The sequence below is a fragment of the Paenibacillus sp. IHBB 3054 genome (genome assembly GCF_051594305.1).
Classification (GTDB): domain Bacteria; phylum Bacillota; class Bacilli; order Paenibacillales; family Paenibacillaceae; genus Paenibacillus_AQ.
Map to the genome: position 1 here is coordinate 38311 of NZ_JBOFBG010000024.1, position 17348 is coordinate 55658.

The 17348-nt window shown below is 45.9% G+C and carries 14 protein-coding genes; 5 read left to right on the forward strand and 9 right to left on the reverse strand.

The window, feature by feature from the left end; all coding sequences use genetic code 11:
• Window positions 1–142 precede the first annotated feature (142 nt).
• The 4 genes from ACQ76X_RS22840 to ACQ76X_RS22855 form a co-directional block, all read right to left on the reverse strand.
• A complete protein-coding gene (locus ACQ76X_RS22840) occupies window positions 143–6538 on the reverse strand; it encodes a GDSL-type esterase/lipase family protein (protein WP_438496057.1) in 6396 nt (2131 codons plus the stop codon).
• Window positions 6539–7117: 579 nt separating this feature from the next.
• The gene (locus ACQ76X_RS22845) at window positions 7118–7960 is read right to left on the reverse strand and encodes a phosphotransferase (RefSeq protein WP_438496058.1); all 843 of its coding nucleotides are present in this window, start codon (window positions 7958–7960) and stop codon (window positions 7118–7120) included.
• Window positions 7961–8228: 268 nt separating this feature from the next.
• Entirely contained in the window at window positions 8229–8693 is a 465-nt protein-coding gene (locus ACQ76X_RS22850) for a phage tail protein (protein ID WP_438496059.1), read from the reverse strand.
• 23 nt (window positions 8694–8716) lie between these two features.
• Complete coding sequence (locus ACQ76X_RS22855; RefSeq protein WP_438496101.1) at window positions 8717–9196, reverse strand: GyrI-like domain-containing protein; 480 nt, start codon at window positions 9194–9196, stop codon at window positions 8717–8719.
• A 109-nt stretch (window positions 9197–9305) separates the two neighbouring features.
• Here ACQ76X_RS22855 and ACQ76X_RS22860 point away from each other — a divergent pair, with 109 nt between their 5' ends.
• Complete coding sequence (locus tag ACQ76X_RS22860; RefSeq protein ID WP_438496060.1) at window positions 9306–10268, forward strand: helix-turn-helix transcriptional regulator; 963 nt, start codon at window positions 9306–9308, stop codon at window positions 10266–10268.
• A gap of 63 nt (window positions 10269–10331) precedes the next feature.
• Here ACQ76X_RS22860 and arsC read toward each other — a convergent pair whose 3' ends face one another.
• Together arsC and ACQ76X_RS22870 are read right to left on the reverse strand one after the other, a co-directional pair.
• A complete protein-coding gene (gene arsC, locus ACQ76X_RS22865) occupies window positions 10332–10751 on the reverse strand; it encodes an arsenate reductase (thioredoxin) (protein WP_438496061.1) in 420 nt (139 codons plus the stop codon).
• A 21-nt stretch (window positions 10752–10772) separates the two neighbouring features.
• Window positions 10773–12062 (reverse strand): arsenic transporter, encoded by a 1290-nt coding sequence (locus ACQ76X_RS22870; RefSeq protein ID WP_438496062.1) that lies wholly within the window; start codon window positions 12060–12062, stop codon window positions 10773–10775.
• 262 nt (window positions 12063–12324) lie between these two features.
• On the opposite strand from ACQ76X_RS22870, the gene ACQ76X_RS22875 reads away from it, so the two are divergent.
• From ACQ76X_RS22875 to ACQ76X_RS22885, 3 genes are all read left to right on the forward strand, one after another.
• Entirely contained in the window at window positions 12325–12774 is a 450-nt protein-coding gene (locus tag ACQ76X_RS22875) for a MarR family winged helix-turn-helix transcriptional regulator (protein ID WP_438496063.1), read from the forward strand.
• Between the two features lie 86 nt (window positions 12775–12860).
• Window positions 12861–13667 (forward strand): arsenite methyltransferase, encoded by an 807-nt coding sequence (locus tag ACQ76X_RS22880; protein WP_438496064.1) that lies wholly within the window; start codon window positions 12861–12863, stop codon window positions 13665–13667.
• Between the two features lie 22 nt (window positions 13668–13689).
• Window positions 13690–14187 (forward strand): arsinothricin resistance N-acetyltransferase ArsN1 family A, encoded by a 498-nt coding sequence (locus ACQ76X_RS22885; RefSeq protein WP_438496065.1) that lies wholly within the window; start codon window positions 13690–13692, stop codon window positions 14185–14187.
• A gap of 122 nt (window positions 14188–14309) precedes the next feature.
• On the opposite strand, the gene ACQ76X_RS22890 is transcribed toward ACQ76X_RS22885, so the two are convergent.
• The 3 genes from ACQ76X_RS22890 to ACQ76X_RS22900 form a co-directional block, all read right to left on the reverse strand.
• Window positions 14310–14741: an N-acetyltransferase gene (locus ACQ76X_RS22890; protein ID WP_438496066.1), complete on the reverse strand. Its 432-nt coding sequence runs from the start codon at window positions 14739–14741 to the stop codon at window positions 14310–14312.
• 99 nt (window positions 14742–14840) lie between these two features.
• The gene (locus ACQ76X_RS22895) at window positions 14841–15428 is read right to left on the reverse strand and encodes a sugar O-acetyltransferase (protein WP_438496067.1); all 588 of its coding nucleotides are present in this window, start codon (window positions 15426–15428) and stop codon (window positions 14841–14843) included.
• A 79-nt stretch (window positions 15429–15507) separates the two neighbouring features.
• Window positions 15508–16050 (reverse strand): TetR/AcrR family transcriptional regulator, encoded by a 543-nt coding sequence (locus tag ACQ76X_RS22900; protein WP_438496068.1) that lies wholly within the window; start codon window positions 16048–16050, stop codon window positions 15508–15510.
• A gap of 159 nt (window positions 16051–16209) precedes the next feature.
• On the opposite strand from ACQ76X_RS22900, the gene ACQ76X_RS22905 reads away from it, so the two are divergent.
• A complete protein-coding gene (locus ACQ76X_RS22905) occupies window positions 16210–17316 on the forward strand; it encodes a hypothetical protein (protein ID WP_438496069.1) in 1107 nt (368 codons plus the stop codon).
• Window positions 17317–17348 lie beyond the last annotated feature (32 nt).

The following is a 17348-nucleotide window of genomic DNA, read 5'->3' on the forward strand; positions in this document are numbered from 1 at the left end:
AATTACTCAGGTTCTTTTTTGATTTCCCGCTTCCCTTAGTATCATCATTAAGTGATCACTTTTTCACTTATATCAACACAAAAAAACGGCTGCCGATCATTTAGCAGCCGTTTTTTGTGTGCATTTGTCGAGCCTGATCCAGTTACTTTTGGACCGTTACGATCATCTTCGCCGTTCTGGTCTCACCCGCCGGGTTGCGTAACACAGCCTCGTATTCATAGGTTCCCGGAGCCTTTCCGGAGATTGCTGTTACTGCTGATTGGGCGCCGGGGGTATGAACCTGCAGAGTTTGCGTGTCTACCAGAACTCCATTCTCATAGAGCTCATATTCGGTAGCATTTGTCCCCCACCACAGATTCATACTGACGCTAAAACTACCGTCTCCATCCCAGTTGTCGTTCGATAATACCGCTTGCCCCGGGGATGCATCGGTGACGGTCACAGTCAGCGGCGAACCTTTCGTCGTCCCCAGTGAATTGATTAGTTCACCGGTATAGACATACGTCCCGTTCCGCTTGCCGGTAACATCCATCTGCACGGACTGGGCGGATGGAGAGTGGTCAGCCAGAGGCACTTCTTTGATCAGCTTGCCATCCTCGTACAGCTTGAAAAGAGTCCCGTTGTTGCCCCACCAGAGATTCATCGTAATAGTGTAATCTCCGTCTCTCAGACCCGTATCGTGCCCGTTATTATCGGACAACACTGGAGTGCTTGGAGCGCTGCTCGCCAGCGGCGTCACCTGGCTGAGCCATGCGGCCCACTTACGCAGCGCGTCTGCCTGTTCAGCCGTAAATACCGTATCTCTGCTGGCATCAACCTCATTGGCGTATGCTGCGAGCAGCTGGCGCGCCATCGCACCATCACGCGCATTCGCCGATTGTTCAGCCTGCTGCAGCTTACCGGCAAGCTGTTCAGCAACCGCTCCTGCACCCGGGTCTTCCGATTCGGCTGCAAAGGTGCGTGTCAGCTCTGCCAGGCTTACGAAGGTAGCAGTAACTCCGAAGCTGAAGTCAACGCTGCTCTCCCGGCCCGCACGGTCATAGACCGCTGCAGTTACTGAATTCAAGCCTGGCTCCAGCGTATAAGCCGGGGCATTCAACATTACGCCATTCGGCTCGGCCACGCCGGAGGCCGTATCGGCAACCGTGTAAGTGATGTCTACGTGTTGATCAATAGTGTATTCCGTTTGACCCTGAATCGCGATGGCCGGAGGTGCGAGATCAATCGGCACCGAAAGCGACTGTTTGGTCTCCTTGTTGCCGTCCAGATCAACGCTCCAGTAGGTCACGGTGTGATTGCCCTCATCGCTCAGAATTAGATGCGTGCCACTCACAATTTCGCCGCCATCGACTTGGTAATAGGTCTCGTCAACTCCCGGGTCTTCATCCGTCGCGGTAAATGTTACTTTTACCGCTGAAGTATACCACCCGTTCTGCGACTCACCTTCTACTGCCGAGGTCGTATGCGGTGCTGTCGTATCCGATGGTTCCTCTTCCAGTATGACAAGGTCAGACAGCGGAATATCCAGCTCTTGCACAAGCCGTGCCACCATCTCGGATACCTTGACCGCACCGTTCATCTGAAGATGGGTATTATCCTCAGTTGTACCTACCCACATGAAAATAGATTTGGTACCCTCAGGACCAAGCTCCTGGAAATATTTCCAGCTGGCCTGATTCAGATCGATCAGTAATGCTCCGGTTTCTTGCGCCGTATCTTTCATTGCCTGCACATATTCCGGGAAGCTCTTGTTCAATACTTCTCCGGTAAAATCGCGACGGTTGACCGGCGTAACCAGAACCGGAATTCCGCCTCTCTGTACAGTGCCGTTAATGTAATCTTTCAAATACACCTTGAACTGCTCAGGTGTAAGGTAACGCTCAGGGCGGGATGGTGTGGAATCATTATGGGACCACTGCATGAACAGATAATCCCCTTCGTGAATGCCCAGCAGAATGTTGTTGAGATATCCGCCTACGAGGAAGGTTTTACTGCTTAGGCCGCTTACAGCCCGGTTATCGATACTGATCTGATCCAGATCGAAGTACCCTTTAAGCGTTTCGCCCCATCCGGCCTGAGGACGATAGCTTTCCGCATAGTTGGCTACCGTGGAATCACTTGCCAGATAAATAACCGGCTGATCGCCCGCACCGTTGCCCGGCAGACGCTCAATCTTCAGCGCGTTGATCTTTGGCGTGCTGCCTGAGAACTCAAAGTTAAAGACGCCGTCAATCAGGGCGATGTCATATGAAATTTCCTTAAATTCACCCTTCGGTACAGTTGTAACCGGCAATTTGGGCATTTGTTCTACAACAACCCCTGCGTTGGTCGATTCTTGCGAATCACCAATGGTCATTGTTACCCTGTAATTGGCCGGCTCCATTTCCACCAGGAAGGAGGTGCCGTTCACGCGGGTGAAATCCTCCTTCAGGTCATCCCCGGTTTCCCGGTTCTCATCCTGGACTAGAGCGGTATCGGCAAAGCCATAGCCATTTCCTTCCAGGTAAGCTCTTTTGGCGTCTACCTTCGTGTATCCTTCAGCAGCGTTTCCAGAGCCAAAATCAAACTTGTACTCGCTTATCTCGCCTACCAGTTGGCTTGTTAACGAATCCCTCGCGACCGTCAGCATGTTCATTGCATGGTCGACCTGGGCCTGCGTCGCTTCCGTACCGATGATCGCTTCCACAGCCGCCAAACCTTTATTCAGCACCGCTTTGGATGCTTCTGTATAAGCCGACAGATCCAATGCTTTCACCTTGTCATGAAGCGCAATCAATGCCTTCTGATCGCCGGCAACCGGCGGCAGCTTCGTCCCTTCAATCTTCACGTTATCGATCTGAGTGGTCCAGTTCAGTGTTCCTCCCCCGCCCTTTCTTGTTCCCAGGAAGCGGAGTGCCCTTGCGTTATTGGCGTAAACGCCGGGATTCATCGGAATATCCTCGATCGTCTGCGTGACAGTGGGGTCCGCCAGGCTAGTCAACGTCAAATCTATCGTCTTCTTAGCAAAATTAATATTGACATCCACATTGACCCACTGGTTTTTCAGGATGTTCGTGGCTGTGCCGCCTTCCGGAACAGCTGAGGTGCCGGTACCATAGTCTGCTGTATATGGGCCTGCAAAATAATGGATTTTCGTATCTGGACTTGTGGAGCCGGTCTTTGTTAACAGAGTAAAAATAATATTCTCGTTCGCATCCTGGAGCGACAGATGTCCTTCCGACGGGGATGCGCCCACATTGCCGGAATGCCAGTCAAAATTGACATTGACGATGTCGCCATTCACTGCATCGAACAGGCGGAACACTTTCGCCCGGTGTCCGGAACCGGAACCGCTAAGGGACAGCACCTTGTTCCCGTTCTGCTCTGCGACCGTTCCCGTCATCTGTCCGCCGATACCTGTGGCATTGACCAGCGCATATTCGGAGGCAGCAGGATCGCCCTCAAAGTTTTCCTCATAGACCTGGATCTCCGGTTCCGGCTCGGGTTCCAAAATGTCCGGGTCAATGACATACGGCGAAATGCTTAAATCCATGTCTTTCACCGCTCCCGCAACCAATGCGGCAATGACCTGCGCACCGTAGCTGCTGAAATGCGTATTATCGCCCACGCCGTTCGGGTACTTCGGAAATTCGCCCGGATTGGCGTACAGGAAGATTTTCTCCGTAGCACTCAGGCCGATCTTATCGTAATACGTAACGCTTAACTGGCTCAAATCAATCAGCGGCGCGCCCAGCTCTTCCGCTACTTCTTTGGCAGCCTTCACGTATTCCGGGAAGCTTACGTTGAATTCTTGAGTAATTGTATTAAAATCTCTGCGCCCTACCGGAGTAAGCAGCACCGGTGTTGCGCCGCGCTGTCTGGCGCCGTTCACATAACGGGCCAAATATGTTTTGTAATCCGCCGGAGATGCATACCGGTCCGGAATGCCTGCGCTGGCGTCGTTATGGCCGAAGGAAATAAAGAAGAAATCTCCCGGCTTGATCCGCTCTAGTATCGTGTCCAGACGGCCGTCAACCATAAACGATTTGCTGCTTCTGCCGCCGATCGCATCATTTTGGACCACAACGCCATTAGAAAAATAGCTTCCGAATTGCTGCCCCCAGCCTTCCTGCGGAGCCTGCATGCTACTATAAGATTGCATCGTCGAATCGCCGGCTAAATAGATCGTCGTCGCGGCTCCCGGTGATTTCTCCGGGTATTTCTCGATGATGATTTCCTGCACATCAATAGCCGTGCCGGAGAAGATAAACTCCAGCTGGCCGTCTACCAGTGCAACGTCATAAGAATAGACCCGGGGTTCTCCCGCGTTCACGCTGGTCACGGCCAGCTTCTGAACGAATTCGGATTTGACGCCTACGTTCGAGTCGCGTGCATCATCGCCCAGTTTGAACGTTACCTTGTAATTGGCATTGGGCAGGTCTACGGCGAATTTGGCGTTTTCCGGCAGAGAAACATGGTTTGCATCTACCGTAATTCCGCTTGTCTTCTCGAATCCGTAACCCGTAGCTTGTGCATAGAGTGTATCCTGCACGGCGGTTGTACCAGCCGCAGGGTCAGTACCGAAATCAAAGTGATAGACCTGCTCCGGCACTTCTTTTCCGCCGGTAAGAGCCAAATTCGCTTTAGGGAATTCCGTCGCTTCCGCCCCGAGATAAAATCCCGTGTGAGGCGGCTGGTTGTAACTTACATTCTGCCAGGCTACACCCAGCCGGTATACCGGATCTTGCATCAGCGCGGGAATCCGGTAGCTCGTCGGAATTGTCGTCGTATAGAGTCTGTATTCCGTGCTGTCTTCACTGCGCAGCAGAAGCTCCTCACGCCAATCGCCTAATATATCCGCCTGAAGCGCCGGATTTCCTTTGGTGTGGTTATTGGTCAAGCTCCCTGCTGCCCGGAAGATTTCCTTCAGCTGCTTATTCCCGTAATCCCACTTGTAAATGAGCGGAATACCTTTCGCTGTACTGTTGTTCCATTCGTGGTCGAACAGCTCCCGCTGGAGATCGCCATCCCACCAGATCGCAAAGTTTGCACTTCGCGGCACTTCATTCTGTTCATAAATGACTTCTCCGTTCGCCGCATATCCGCGTGATAAGGGATCCATTTGTCCGTTGACAATCGTGGATGCCCAGGATTCGTAACCAGGATAATTTGGATCAATATCCGCCGACATTCCGCGCCCGGTATCTTTCCCTGTATACTGGCCCCAGATAATTTCTCCTGTAGCGGCATCGCGCATCTCCAGCCCGTATTCGGCATTCGTGTGTTCATGCACGCTGACGATCTGGTAGCCGTCCCGGTTCGGATCGAGCTTGCCGGCATGCATCGCGTCGCCATGGCCGAGTCCGGTGCTGTACAGCAAGCTTCCGTCGTCGTCTATCGCGAGCGCACCATACATGATTTCATCTTTGCCGTCAGCGTCGGCATCCAGCACACTTAAATTGTGATTGCCTTGTCCCTGATATTGTGCCCCTGCCTCGTTGGTGTCAAAGGTCCAACGCTGCACCAATTTTCCGCCAATATAGTCATAAGCCGCCAGCACGGTGCGCGTATAGTAGCCGCGGGCCATGACTACGCTTGGCTTCACGCCGTCCAAGTAGGCAATACCGGCCAGGAACCGGTCTACACGGTTGCCGTATCCGTCGCCCCATGCGCTTACATCGCCTCTTGGAGGCTCATATTCTACGGTGGACACGGCTGCTCCGGTCTGTCCGTCGAACAGCGTAAGATATTCCGGGCCCGTCAGGATATACCCGCCGTCGTTACGGTAATCCTTCGTTCCGTCTCCGATCACGGTGCCTTGACCGTCTTTGGTGCCGTCCGCCGTTTTGACTACAACCTCGGCTTTGCCGTTGCCATCCAGATCATACACCATCAGTTGGGTATAATGAGCTCCGGCGCGGATATTGACACCCAGGTCGATCCGCCAGAGCTTGGTGCCATCAAGTTTAACGGCATCAATATAGACATTGCCGGTATAGCCGGCCTGGGAATTGTCCTTCGAGTTGCTCGGACTCCACAGGAAAACGATTTCAAATTCGCCGTCGCCATCCAAATCCGCCACGGAAGCATCACCGGCATAATAGGAATACGTGCCCCCGTCTTTGGTTCGGCCGTCGGCCGGTTTATCCAGCGGAATGGGTAAATAATCATTATGCCACACCGATACCGTCTCCGGCTGCATTTCTTCCTTGCCGGCAATGACGGCGGAAATCTGATATTGTGAGCTGTCTGCGCCTGTTGTGTCCACATAATTCGTGGCATCGCTGATGGGCGCCGTGTTGACTTTATATCCGTTTTTATACACATTGAAAGCGATTTCATTTGGATCCGTATTTAAATACCGCCAGCTCAAGAACACGCCGTTGTCGGCCAGAACCGCAACCAGACCGCGGTCAAGATACTCCGCCTGACGGGCGGTCTGGTTGCCCGCTGACTCTGCATATCCCGGAGATGGGGGAATCGCAAGCGAAATTACCATTAGAAATGACATAAAGAATGCAAGCACCGGTTTCTTGATGGAAATAGCTTTTATACTCATGTACTTAACTCCTCCTATTTATCTAAAATTCATTTTAGAAATCAGGGGAAAATCCGAACATGAAACCGCCATAACAGCGAAACTTCAATCTTCTTCATATCTTCAAAATGTTCTCTTTGCTCAGTCTTGTGATGATCCCCCCTTTCTTGACCGTATCTGATTTGTGCAACTTTGACTTCATTCTGACACTTCATCTCCGGTCATGTCTTTCATATTGAGCGGATCAAACCCCGCATCCAAATATGCACAAAGTGTATCAAATAATGGAATGATGTTCTTCGCAATAAAGCGCATTTTAGGCCTACATTCGACTTTTTTGCATTTATCTTGATTCTGAACTATAGGTATTTGGAAAAAGAACTTATAACATAAAAACAAAAAAAGCCGTCAATATGGCGGCTTCTGATGCACAAAAAGACTAAATATCTCGCTCCTCATACTGAAAAGGTTCTTCACACGAATAAATCTTATGGAAAAATCCGAAATACGGGATATCGTCTTCCATGCATTTTATACGATACGACAGTTCCTCATCACACTCCGGCTCTTCGCCGTTATTTCGCATTACCTCGAACGCATCTATAATATTCTCCAAGAAGTTTGCTTGAATAAACAAGGGCAATGTATCCAACATCGAATTTTGGATCTTGCTCTCAGATCTGTATCCTGCGAGGACTGTTTCAAAATAATCCTCCATAAACTTTTTACGTTTACCGGCGTCTGGTTCAGATTGTATCCAGCCCATTCCGTTTCCCCAGATACTGGCCAAGTCAAACATATACCAACAGTAACAAGAATTATCGAATCATAAACGGTTATTTGCCCGGTATCAAAATCTATCGAATAATTCCCATCGTTGTAATCAAAATGGTTCAACCCAAAAGTCTCTTTGTTCCTGTCTACCCCTTCTAAGGTATTAAGGAGCTCTACCAACTTCTCCTTAAGCGGAGATAAGGAATCCGGTATCAGTTTATCGATATATTCAGCATTGTATTTGTCAAAAAAACTATACCGGCGATGGATAGGAGTATACTCTTTCGATATTTGGTGCAGTTTCCCCAGGACTTTACCGCAATTATAATAATATTCGGTAATTGGAGCGCCTTCCCGGTACTGATAATTATTTTCTACAAGCATTTTCCCCTTGGCCTTTTTAAACAGGCTGATAAAAAAGATATGATGATTGTGGGTGATCTCTTCCAGCAGATTTCCCTTCCTGGAGCTGACTACATCCGAGACACTTCCTCCATGCTCGAATAAATACCTGATATACTCAAGTTCTCCCAGAAAGTCTTCCCGGCTCCTATCCGGTAAGAAAGCGATTCTGAGTATTTTTGCGTCGGCGCCCTCTTTCTCACAGGTGTATACGACATTCCGCCCTCCGTCATGTGCCTTAACCAGACCGGTTTCATAGCCTTCCAACCCGTATAACTCTGATATTAATGGTAGTAAATATGAATCAACGCTTTTAACAACCTCGTTATAAGTGATAATATCTCTCCTTTGGCTATAACGTATTTATAATAACTTTTGTCCAAACCCCTTCAATATATGTACAGTTTACCAGTTCCTACCGATAACAGGATGGTGAAAAACAATTATAATTGAAATATCCTTCTTCCGTAGTAGCCCGACAAAACAACTTTTTTTAAAATACAAAACCCGCGCGGGGCGCGGGTTCTTAATTACTTTAATATTCTCCTTTAATTACAAAAAACGAACCCCGAATTGTTCCAGCTAGTTTAGACTTCTGCCTGGCAAACTTAAACTTTGCTTCCAACTCCTTTGGGACCTCCATCCCCTCAGAAAGCTTAAAACCAACGGCCCGCTTCTTAGGGTCATCCACCGTATACATGACATTGATCGCAAGACCATCCTCATAAAAGACGTAGGTAAATTGGATATTTTCCACTTGAAAACGCGATGTTTCTAAAGGTTTGGCCGCAAACTCAATATCACGTTCTTCTTTCAAAATCCGGTTCACATAAGCAAGGGTTTCCTGGCTTTCGCTGGCTGGGACAACCGTAAATTCATGCTTGTACTTATTCATAAAGTAACGGGCTTCATTCGCACGTAAACCGGCAAGTGTTTCTACTACAGGTGAAGATTCTAAACCAATCGTAGACACATTTTTAAAATCAACGATATAGGACATGCCTATGCCTCCTTCTATATTCTTTATTTCCTTATAACAGGAATCCACATTTCACCAAAAACTAATCCGTTTCGCTGCCCCATCTCAACCGTTGTATTTGGCCCGCCAACATACGCAACATTTTTTGCTTCCGGCAAGGCTTGACCAAAGGCAAGGCCGGCAAGGTTATTATTCAGTTCATCAGCCGTCTTCGCTTCCCCTTTAACAACCAGGTATTCCCCCTTAGGAAATTGAATAACTCTGGCTTCTTCTGGTGCAGCTGCTTCGGTCATAACGCCAGCATAATGCATCATCTTGCTATTCACCGCTTCGTTCACGGTAAAAATGTAGTTATTTGCGGCTATGCCTTTTAAATAATCAAGCCTTCCATCTTGGCTGACGGCCTGCCAAAAATCAGACTTTTCCTTGTTTATGCCAGCATAGTCTGTGTAATCACTTGTAAGCTCCGTTCCTAAACCTATAACGGTAAAGCTGTCTTTTTCTTCTAAGGTATATTCTGCCATATTCAAAACCTGCCTTCTTGTTAAATTAATCAAATGATTTGTCTTCTTCACTTGATAAGTATATGATAGCCTTAAATCATGTCAAAAAATGATACTGTTTAGGAGTCCGATGAAAAAAGTTGAACGGATTAATATCATCATGCGGTATATCAACAACCGTGCCCACTTTACAATTTCAGAAATCATGCAGGAATTTAACATCTCCCGTTCGACAGCTATTAGAGACATCAGAGAAATTGAGGCCTTAGGGATGCCGCTTGTAGCTGAAGTTGGACGGGATGGGGGTTATTTTGTCATGCGAAACTCAGTACTTCCCGTCGTTCGCTTTACCAATAATGAGGTCAAAGCCCTTTTTATTGCCTTTATGGCCACTAGAAATCAACAACTTCCCTATCTAAAGAGTCGTCAGTCTTTATCTGAAAAATTACTGGGTCTCATCTCAGAAAACCAGCAAGAAGAGCTTTTTCTTCTAAATCAAAGCTTGCTTTTTGAAGGGACCAACCCCAACAATCCCGACCTGCTTGATCTTTCAGACCTCCCCCATCCCATGTTAGAAAAACTGATCCAAATCCTTCTTTCGGACAGCTATTTATTGATTACTATCAAAGAAGAGAAGGTAATAAAGTCTTATCCAATTTATCTCTTGCACCTTTATCGTGAAAAAAGCCTTTGGCTGATCGAAGGTTTTGACTTGAAAGAAGAAAAGAAGCGGATTTTTCCTGTCGACCATCTCACTAGTGTCATACCCTACCCGACAAAAAAAAGATTAAGTAAGAAAAAGATTTTAGAAAAGCTAAGTAAGCAGGAAGAAGTAATCAACCTGGTCTTTGAGCTTGGTCCAAAAGCGATTGCCCAGTTCAAAAAATACCATCCTTTAAAGGTTTCAATCTTCTATACGAATCCTTACCAGACCACAGCCGTTCTAAAGTCTTTTATCAATGTTAATAAGCCTGAAGAATTGACCGAAATAACAAATTGGCTACTTTTCCTCGGTGAGGATATAAAGGTTAGGGAATTGCCGGAAGAAGTCTTACAAGGTTTGCAAGAGAGATTATACTTATACTGCCCATAATTAGTATTTAGTTATCCCCTATTTCTGCACACCCGCGCCTGGCGCGGGTTTTTAATGGAATAATTATTCACCAGTTTCAGCAAATTGTTTGATGCGCTCGCCCACTTGGTCACGTACCCGCTGAAAGACAGCCCATTTTTCTTCATCTGTTCCTTGCGCTTTCGCTGGATCATCAAATCCCCAGTGCTCACGTTTCACTTTGGGAGGGGTAATTGGACATTTATCTGCGGCATCTCCACATAAAGTAATCACGAGATCGGAGTTGTTCAGCAGCTGTGGATCAATAATATCCGAGGTTTGACTTGAAATATTAATACCCACTTCGTTCATGGCTTGTACGGCCTTCGGATTTAAACCATGAGCTTCAATGCCAGCACTATATACATTCCACTCGTCACTCAGGTATTTTTTCGCCCAACCTTCGGCCATCTGGCTCCGGCAGGAATTTCCTGTACACAAAAAGTAAATGGTTTTCTTATCCATGATTTATAATCTCCTTTAGTTTTAAAATAGGATCAATGTTATATATAAGCCCAGCAGTGTGATGAAAAGCGTGGGAATCGTCAGAATTATACCTGTTTTGAAATACGTTCCCCAGGATATCTTCACACCTTTGGTCGAAAGCACATGAAGCCACAGCAAGGTAGCCAGTGAACCAATCGGTGTAATCTTCGGTCCTAAGTCAGAACCGATGACATTCGCATAAATCAGGGCTTCCTTTATTAGTCCCGAGGTATGCGTAGCCTCAATGGCCAGGGCATCAATCATAACGGTAGGCATGTTATTCATTACTGAGGAGATGATTGCGGCAATAAAGCCCATCCCCATCGTAGCTGCAAACAACCCTTGTTCCGATACAGCCTGAATGGTATTAGCCAATACATCCGTAAGGCCCGCATTTCGCAGCCCATACACGACGACATACATGCCGATGGAAAAGAACACAATCGCCCAAGGTGCGCCCTTCACCACTTCCATTGTCGGTACAGCTGGACTTCTTCTTGCCATGATCAGGAAAAATATGGCGACGATCCCGGCCACCACAGAAACAGGAATGTTCAGGAATTCACTGACAAAGTATCCCGCCAGCAGAACAGCAAGAACAACCCAGGACAGCTTGAACATCTGTTTGTCTTTAATGGCCTCTTCAGGGCTTTTCAGCTGTGAGCTGTCAAAGTTTCTTGGAATACTTTTACGGAAGAAGAGATAGAGCACGATAATGCTTGCTCCTAAGGAAAATAAGGTTGGCATTAACATCCGCCCGGCATACTCCATAAAGGTCAGTCCAAAAAAGTCAGCCGATACGATATTCACCAAATTGCTTACAACCAGCGGCAATGATGTAGTATCGGCAATGAACCCGCTGGCAATGATGAACGGAAATACTTTTTTCTCGTCAAAATGGAGTGCGCGGACCATCGCCAGCACAATCGGAGTTAAGATGAGCGCCGCACCATCATTGGCAAAAAACGCGGCTACTATTGCTCCAAGAATGGTGACATAGATGAACATCCGGGTTCCGTTCCCACGGGCAGCTCTTGCCATATGTAAGGCAGCCCATTCAAAAAAGCCAATTTTATCGAGAATCAACGAGATCAGAATGATCGCCACAAATGCCAAGGTAGCATTCCAGACAATCAGAGTAACATCAAGAACATCGTTAAAGCTGACTACCCCGACAAGCAAAGCGAGTATCGCCCCGCCGCAGGCAGACCATCCAATGGACAGATTTTTAGGCTGCCAAATGACAAAAATCAATGTGACTATAAAGATAAGGCTTGCAAGAGCTACCAAGTCTTTACCCTCCAGTAGTGTCTACACCGCACGCATCTCAGCTCTCCCTTCAAGCAAATTTGATCGGACCTCGAACATCATTATATAATTATGTGCTTATATAATCAATAACCTAAACGTTACTCGCAGCAAACAGCATTTGCACCTTGTTCATAGTAGAGAGGACTGTTTGGAATCAGGAGTAAATAGTATACCCATGAATTCACATACACTTGCATTTTACAAGTAATTGCGATATAACTAAAGTCAAGAGGTGAAAACAATGGAAACCCCACGAGAATTATTTCAAATCATGACCCGGCGTTTAGGATTACTGAATAAAGATTGCTGCAGCGTAGGCGGTTGTAATCTCTCCGCGGCCCAAAGCCATCTGCTGTATGAAATTGATCGGAGCCATAGTCCCTCCATGCAACAGATTGCTGAAACACTCGGGACCGATATTACAACCTTTAGCAGACAAGTCCAATCTTTGGTGAAAATGAAACTGGTTACAAAAACAGCTGACAAGGCAGATCGAAGAGTCTATACCCTGGCGCTTACTCCCGAAGGGAAAATGGTGGCAACAACGATTGATCATCAAATGAACGCATACCTGAATGAAGCATTTTCGAATATGAGTGAGTTTGAAGTAGAAACTTTACTGCGTTCGATTAAGCTGTTCAACGAAGCTATGGGGAAATCCAGCAATTGCTGTGCACCAGTAAAAGGGTGATTTCTCTCGACTTATACTTGTATTTTGCAAGTTAATTCAACATATAACGTGAAAACTAATCCAAACCTTTAAAGGAGTGTTCAATTATGACCCAAATGACAAACGACCAGATCCGCCAGAATGTACGGGGCCGCTACCAAAAAATCGCCGTAAAAAAGGTCGAAGCTGCCTCTTCCTGCTGCACCCCAGCCGAAAGCTGCTGTGACTCCCCTTCTGATTTTGATGCCATATCCGCTAAAATGGGCTACTCCAGTGAAGAACTGGCTGCAGCCCCCGAAGGTGCCAATTTAGGCCTTGGATGCGGCAATCCTCAAGCTATTGCTGAACTGCAGGCTGGTGAACATGTTCTGGACCTCGGGAGCGGTGGCGGATTCGATTGTTTCCTGGCCTCCCGGCAGGTAGGTGACCAAGGCCATGTAATTGGTGTGGATATGACACCTGAGATGATCAGCCGCGCAAGGGAGAACTCTATTAAAGGGAAATTTATGAACACTGAGTTTCGATTGGGTGAGATTGAGCATCTTCCCGTCTCCGACAATTCGGTAAATGTGATTATCTCCAATTGCGTTATTAATCTTTCGCCAGATAAACAACAGGTGTTCCGTGAAGCCTACCGGGTCCTTCAGCCGGGCGGTCGTCTGGCCATCTCGGACATCGTAACTACGGCGGAGCTTCCACCTGAAATTAAAAATAATCTTGATGAACACTACTCCGGTTGCATCTCCGGTGCTTCTTCCATTGCAGTTGTTGAAGCGATGCTTCAGGAAAGCGGCTTTACAGAGATCAGGATTGAGTCTAAAGACGAGTCCAGAACATTTATTAAAGACTGGGTTCCCGGTGCCAATGTTGATCAATACATTGTTTCAGCCATTATTAAAGCAGTAAAATTTTAAATTGATTTGGAGGTTATGGGATATGCGGAACATTACCGTTCGGAGGGCTACGTATGCAGATGTAGAGGATATTCTTCACATTTTCAATCAAGGCATCGAAGATCGAATTGCTACTCTTGAAGAAGAAACGAAAGATCTTCCCTTCATAAATAACTGGTTTGATGATCATCAAGGAAGATTTGCGATTATGGTCGCTGAAAATGAACAGGGCATCATTGGCTGGTCGTCTTTAAATCATTATTCTCTTCGCTGTGCATATCGTGGAGTGGCCGATTTGTCCATCTATATTCATAGGGAGTATCGAGGCCAAGGCATCGGTTCCATACTTTTGGAAGCTTTAGAAGAAGAAGCCCGAAAAAATGAGTTTTACAAAATCGTCTTATTTACCTTCCCTTTCAATGAAAATGGGCAAGGGTTGTATCGAAAAATGAAGTATCGTGAAGTCGGTGTATTTGAGAACCAAGGAATTTTAGATGGAAAGCCGACTGACGTGATGATTATGGAGAAGCTGCTTGTTTGACTTGATACGCCAAGAATGAGTCTGAATTTTGTCGATGGATGTAATCCATGGTACTAGGCATTGATCTATTCGCCAATGGGACCAAGTTCTTGTCCTGCGCAAAGGACAAGAACTTGTATCCTTTATGACACCTCCCATTCCATTAGGTATTCCTCCTGATTGGTGTTTTCATCTAAAAGAGTTTCTTTAATAGTAAAGCCGTTCTTCTTATAGAAGTGTGTTGCTGAAGTATTTTCTTTATATACTTTTAATGTAATTTTTGATTTTTGAATTTTTATGAAATTAATTAGTTCTTTTCCATAACCATTTTTTTGATAAGATGTATCAATAAAAAGTGCCGCTAAATAGTCCTCAACCATAGAAACGAACCCAACAATTTCTGCTTGATTGTAAATTACATAGGTGTCCGACATTGGAATGTATTTATCTCTCATCTCCGTTTTTTGAGAAAGCCAATATTCTTGATCGATAAAATCATGTGCTTGAATTGAGCCTCTATACCAAATATCTGTTAAAGTATCAATATCACTTTGCTTATGTAACTCTATTTTCATATTTGTTTCCCCTTTTCTTCGTTCTACAGAATAATTTGTTTATACTCAGTATACGCGAGCAAAGTCGCTAGATCGTCTGGAAAATCAATGGCTAATTACTTATCTTCTCCAAGGACGATCGGAAAATTTAATCGGTCTAATAACCTTGCACGGATTTCCTGCAGCAATGACATTAGGAGGAATATCTTTGGTCACTACGCTTCCAGCACCAACAATGCTGTTTTCGCCTATAGTCACACCCTGAGTAACTTTAACGTCTCCCCCCAGCCATACCCGATCCCCTATAGTAATTGGTTTCGAATATACTCCTTTATCCGCCCGTTCAAAGGGATCTTCCGCATGATTTGCTGCATATAACCCCACTCGTGGCCCAATAAAGACATCATTTCCGATTTTCACTTCGTTACAATCAAGAATAATCATGTCGTGATTAATATACACATCGTGGCCCATAGAGATATTGAATCCAAACTCACAACGAAAGTTAGATTCAATATATACATTCTCACCCACGTCTGAAAACAATTCTTTCAATATAGACATATCGTAGCCTCCATTTGTATTTACTTTTTGATTATATTCTCGGCACATGGTTAAAGCGCGTGACCTAACTGCTGCTACATCATCACCTGCGTCATCATACATCTCCCCAGAATTTGTAATCTGTTTGATTTTTTCGATGTCCATAACCTACTCCCTTTCGAGTTGTTTTTTGTGAATTCTGCATCCGGTATCCCAATCTCACTATTTTTATGCTTCCCAACTGTTAAATATCCATCTTCATTAATACCTCATAAAGACACTTAGATATCAACTGACGCGGCTTGTTCATACCTTCACTGATCCACACCTCCAATACACCTACTACCCCAGCGACAAGGAAAATAGCCTCCGTCTGTTTGTATTCATCAAACGGGCTCCTATCCTCCAGGATCAACTTTTTCACAAAAAACTGTTTAATCTTCTGAAATGTCGCTGCTTCTTGTTCCCTGCGTGCCAGCAGAATAAACAGCTCACGGTTAGACTCCATGTATTCCGTCAGCGTTTCCGTAAGCTTAATTAAATTCTCCATCGTATCGCAGGGAAGAGAAGCATCATATAGTTCTTCGAGTTCACGCAATAATTCATTTTCTAATTGATCCGATAAATCGCGGATATCCTTATAATGTAAGTAGAATGTGCCTCTCCCCAAATCAGCTTCCCTTGATATTTCTGCCACTGTAATCTGATTTAAGGGTTTATGTTCTAACAGCTGTAAAAAAGCTGAACGAATAGCCCGCTTCGTTTTGCTTGTCCTTCTATCCTTCATTCAATATCTCCTCAACAATTTTTTATAATCTGTTCATATTTGAACACTTCCTGCGATATTGAAGATTGAAATGTTACAACTCCATCTTTACAATAAACACATGTTCAAATAAATACAAGTGTTTATTATTATTTAGCGAAAATGAATGAGGTGCATCAAATGACAACAGATGTTCAGGAAAACACATTAAGTAAGCATATTTTCAAGAAAAGTAATATATCTATTCTTATCGTTGGTGGATACGGCACGGTTGGAACAGTGTTAAGCGAGTTGATTTCGATTCATTATCCCGAGGTACATGTCATTATTGGGGGACGACGCCTTCATAAAGCACAGTCAGCAGCACGTCTTATACCCAAAGCTGATGGAGTACGGATCGACATCCTTGATGCCGATCCGCTGGCAGATATGAAATATATGCCCGATGCTATTATCGTGTCAGTCAATGATCAGGAAGATCGATTGCTGCGAGCAGCCGTGAAGCGGGGGATTCCAATCATTGATATCACCCGCTGGATCGAACGAATTGATGATGCCCACGCTGTGGTATCCGAAGAAAAAGGCCATTCTCCCGTTGTACTTGCATCTGGCTGGATGGCAAGTGCCGCAACGATTGCCGCTTCATCCATACTGATGGGTAAGGAACCGGCGGAAAACATCGATATCGATATTCTTCTCTCCTTAAAAGACAAAAGCGGCCTAGATTCTTTCACTCATTTCGTTGACGCTCATTTACCTTTTGAAATATGGGAGCAAAGCAATGCACGCACCGTTCTCGGCTTCTCTGATCCCAAGACTGTCACCTTCAGCAGAGAACAAGTCTTCCAGTGCCGACGCATAAGCAGTCCTGAGAGTATGACCTTGGTCAGTAACGGACTTGCCAAAGGGGTGTCCATACGACTAGCCTTCGACAGCCGTTTCACAAACCGTGCATTTGCTGCATTGGTGAACTGTGGTATTTGGGCGCGCCTGTCCCTAAAGAGACGTACGTCCATACTGCATAGTAGCTTCAATACTTCAACCGCACCGCAGGAATTTATTCTGTCTATAAAAACCAATTCAAAGATACGTAGAATCCGTGTTACGGACCCGCTAGGTCAAGCACATCTTACGGCAGCCAGTACATTAACTCAACTTGAGCGAATTTTCGAATTAAATGGAAGAACCTCACCTAAACCGGGAGTCAGCTTCCCAGAAGAAGCAACTGACACCGCTTTAGATATTGCCACCATGACACTAATGGGTGTTCAATTTACAGAAATCTAAGTGTCCGCGAAATGCTCCAGCTCAAAAACCGG